We start from the raw sequence: 3,578 nt of genomic DNA, 5'->3' as shown, positions 1-3,578 counted from the left end.
CGGAAGCCGCCCTGGAGGACGCGAGGGCAGGGCGGGGTGGCCGCTCCCGGCAGAACGCGGGAACGGCCGGCGGTGCGGAGGTCAGCGGCGGCCATGCCCGCCCGGGCCGCCGTCGAATCCGTTGGTGTCGATATGGCTGGTGCCCTGCTCGACGTTCTCGATGTTGTGGTCGCGGGTGTCCTTCATCATCCGGACCTGGCTGACCGTGGCGTCGGTGATGCCCACCAGCGCGTAGCGGATGGACATCATGGTGTCCTTGGTGGTCTGCCGTTCCTTCTGCTCCTGCGGCTTGGCCTTCTCGGCGAACTCCCCTTCCGTACCCGGCCAGTTCACCGTGGGGGCCAGCTCGTCCAGGAACTCCTCGGTCATGCTCCTGGTCAGGGTGCCGATCTCCTCCAGCTGGCGCGCCAGGGCCTCGATGCGCTGCGGGTCCGCGTAGTACCGCTGTCCCATCGTCAGTCCTCTCCCTCTTCGCCGAGCGCGTCCCGCCAGGTGGGGGCGGTTTTCTGACTTCCCCGTGCCGTGTCCTCGGCGTCCTCGCGGAGCACCTCGGGGCCGAAGATGCGCTCCCAGTCCAACTCGAAGCCCTTCAGCTCCGGCACGTTGCTGCTGGGCTCGGTGAAGGGCTCCATCGCCTTCATCACGTGCCGGTGCATCTTGAGGCGGGCGGCGCTCGCCGCCTCCAGCACGCTGGCTGCCAACTCCTGCGGAGACATGTCGCGGTACCTGTTCTCCAGGAACTCGATCCCGCTCAGCTCCCCCTGCGGGCCGGCCGTGGCACGGACCGACCGGTCGGAGGAGAGCGCGCTGAACGACGTCGACCGCAGCTCGCGCTCGGTCCGCGCGACCGCCTCCTGGGCGGCCTGGAGTTCGGCCATGGCCTTCTCCAGGCGCTTCTCCAACGGTTCCGTCACGGCCGCTCCCCTCTCTCCGTCACTCTTTCCGTGCGTGCTCGCGTCCGGACGTCCATGCGTCCGGCCCTGGTCACCGGTCCGTCGACTACGCTTTTGATCATGCCTGGTGCGGCTTCAGGGACGGAAGCCGGGGCCGGGACGCGCCCCTTCTCCAGGCGGAGTCCGTGCGGTCGCCGCATGAGGGTCACCGGCCGATGACGGCCGGGGTACCGCCCTCCTCCGTGCCCCACACATCCGCGTCCTCCTCCAGGTAGTCGGCCGAGCTGGTGGCCCTGCGGCGCGGCTCCGACTCCTCCTCCGGGGAGTCGCCGCCGGTGGTCGCCACCCGGGACGCCGGGGCCAGGAAGGTGTCGCTGTCCTCCTGGCGGTTCCACGGACTGCGCCGACGGCGGTTGCGGCGTTCGCTCTCCTCCGCGGCGTCGACGAGGACGGCACGCACGCGCTCACCGTTGCCCTTCTCACCACCCCCGCCCATGCCGCCCATGCCGCCGCCCATCGGCATGCCGGGGCTTCCTGGCATACCCGGGGAACCGGGTGCGCCGGCCGTGGCGGCCGCCGTCACCGGGCTGCCCGCACCGGCGGGACTGTCCGAGAGGGGGGCGACCGAACCCACACCGTCCGTGGAGAGAGTGCTCGCCCCGGAGTGGTCACCGCCCGAAAGCCCGGCGCCCGGCTGTCCGCCGCCGATACCCAGCTCGGAGAACGGCACGTCCTGGCTGATGGTGCCGCCACCCGCGCCACCGCCGGTGCCGTTCAGGCCGCCCGGACCGCCCAGCTCGCCGAGCTCGCCGAGCCCGTCGAGGACGCCCGAACCCCCCTGCCCACCCGATGTGTTGAGGCGGTTCAGGTCCACCGTCTCCGTCCTGCCCTGCGGGTCGGTGACGGTGGCGATGCCGGTCTCCGGATCGATGACCTGAGTGGTGCCGTCGGGGAACGTGGTGCTCAGCCGGCCGTTGTCCAGGAAGGTGGTGGAGCCGTCGGGGTTGGTCACCCGCGCTCCGTGGGTGAGATCGGTCTGCACGGTCGTGCCGTCAGGGCCGGTGCTGGTGAACATGCCGCTCTCCGGGTCGAACACGCCCCTGCTGCCGTCCGCGAACGTGGTGGCGAAGTCGTCGCCGACGAGCGCGGTGTTCCCGCCGGTCGGGGTCTCCAGGCCGGAGACGCCGGTGTCCAGGTTCCCGAGGTCGCCGAGATTCCCGAGGTCCCCGAGGTCCCCGAGGCCGTTCTGCCCGTTCAGGCCCCCGAGGCTCCCCAGGTTCTGCGTCGTGGTGGTGCCGTCCGGATCGACGGACGTGGCCTGGCCCGTCGTCGGGTCGACCACCTGCTTCGTACCGTCAGGGAACGTGGTGGTCAGCTTGCCGTCCTCACCGAGCGAGGTGACCGACCCGTCAGGATTCGTCAACCGCGCACCGCTGCCCAGATCCTGCGTCGTGACACTCCCGTCCGGATGCGTGGTCGTGACCACCCCACTGTCCGGATCGAACGTACTGCTGCTCCCGTCCGCGAAATCCGTCGTCAGCCCACCCTCACCGAGCTGAGTACTCCCACCGGTCGGCGTCTCCAACGAGCCACCGGCACCACCGTTCAGGTCGCCGAGGTTGCCTGTCGACTCCGTGGGCAGTTCGGCGTTGATGTCGCCGAGGTCACCGAGATTCCCCAGGTCCCCGAGACCGTTCTGCCCGTTCAGGCCCCCGAGGCTCCCCAGGTTCTGCGTCGTGGTGGTGCCGTCCGGATCGACGGACGTGGCCTGGCCCGTCGTCGGGTCGACCACCTGCTTCGTACCGTCAGGGAACGTGGTGGTCAGCTTGCCGTCCTCACCGAGCGAGGTGACCGACCCGTCAGGATTCGTCAACCGCGCACCGCTGCCCAGATCCTGCGTCGTGACACTCCCGTCCGGATGCGTGGTCGTGACCACCCCACTGTCCGGATCGAACGTACTGCTGCTCCCGTCCGCGAAATCCGTCGTCAGCCCACCCTCACCGAGCTGAGTACTCCCACCGGTCGGCGTCTCCAACGAGCCACCGGCACCACCGTTCAGGTCGCCGAGGTTCCCGAGGTCCTGGGTGATCGCCCGGTTCGCCTCGTCGGTGGCCCGGTTCGCGCCGGCCGGGCCGTTGTTGAGCCCGCCGAGATTGCCCAGGCTCTGGCTGACCGGGGCCGGTGTCGCGAACTGCTGATCCCCTTCCCCGCCCGTGCCGTTCACGTCACCCAGACCGTCGAGGCTCGTGGTGGCGGGGTTGTTCGCGTCTCCGAGGCCGAGGCTCTCGGTGACGGGGAGGTTCTCGTTCAGCAGGTCGTCGAGGTTGCCCAGGTCCTGTCCGCCGGTCGCGTTGGGATCGTTGAGTCCGCCGAGGCTCTCCTCCACGGCCTTCTGCTGCTCTTCCGCCTCTCGCTTGGCTTCTTCCTGCTCCTTGCGCTGCTCCTCGCGCAGCTCGTCCTGGTACTTCTTGTCCTCGTCACGCTGCTGGTTCTGCTCGTTGCGCAGATCGTCCTGGAGCTTCTTGGCTTCTTCCTGCTCCTTGCGCTGCTCCTCGCGCAGCTCGTCCTGGTACTTCTTGTCCTCCTCGCGCTGCTGGTTCTGCTCGTTGCGCAGATCGTCCTGGAGCTTCTTGGCTTCTTCCTGCTCCTTGCGCTGCTCCTCGCGCAGCTCGTCCTGGTACTTCT

Annotated in this window: 2 protein-coding genes and 1 pseudogene; all 3 read right to left on the bottom strand. The window is 69.5% G+C overall.

The features are described 5' to 3' along the window. Window positions 1-81: 81 nt before the first annotated feature. On the bottom strand, window positions 82-453 hold the full coding sequence (locus ABZY45_RS25890; protein WP_356743463.1) for a hypothetical protein: 372 nt from the start codon (window positions 451-453) through the stop codon (window positions 82-84). Between the two features lie 2 nt (window positions 454-455). Then, complete coding sequence (locus ABZY45_RS25885; RefSeq protein ID WP_356743462.1) at window positions 456-914, bottom strand: YbaB/EbfC family nucleoid-associated protein; 459 nt, start codon at window positions 912-914, stop codon at window positions 456-458. A gap of 184 nt (window positions 915-1,098) precedes the next feature. Beyond that, window positions 1,099-3,578, bottom strand: a pseudogene (locus tag ABZY45_RS25880) (hypothetical protein); the annotation flags it as partial.

Origin of the sequence: Streptomyces sp. NPDC006516 (assembly GCF_040611875.1) — a bacterium.
Classification (GTDB): Bacteria; Actinomycetota; Actinomycetes; order Streptomycetales; family Streptomycetaceae; genus Streptomyces.
The sequence above is the reverse complement of the archived record's forward strand: the minus strand, read 5'-3'. Positions and strand labels throughout refer to the sequence as shown.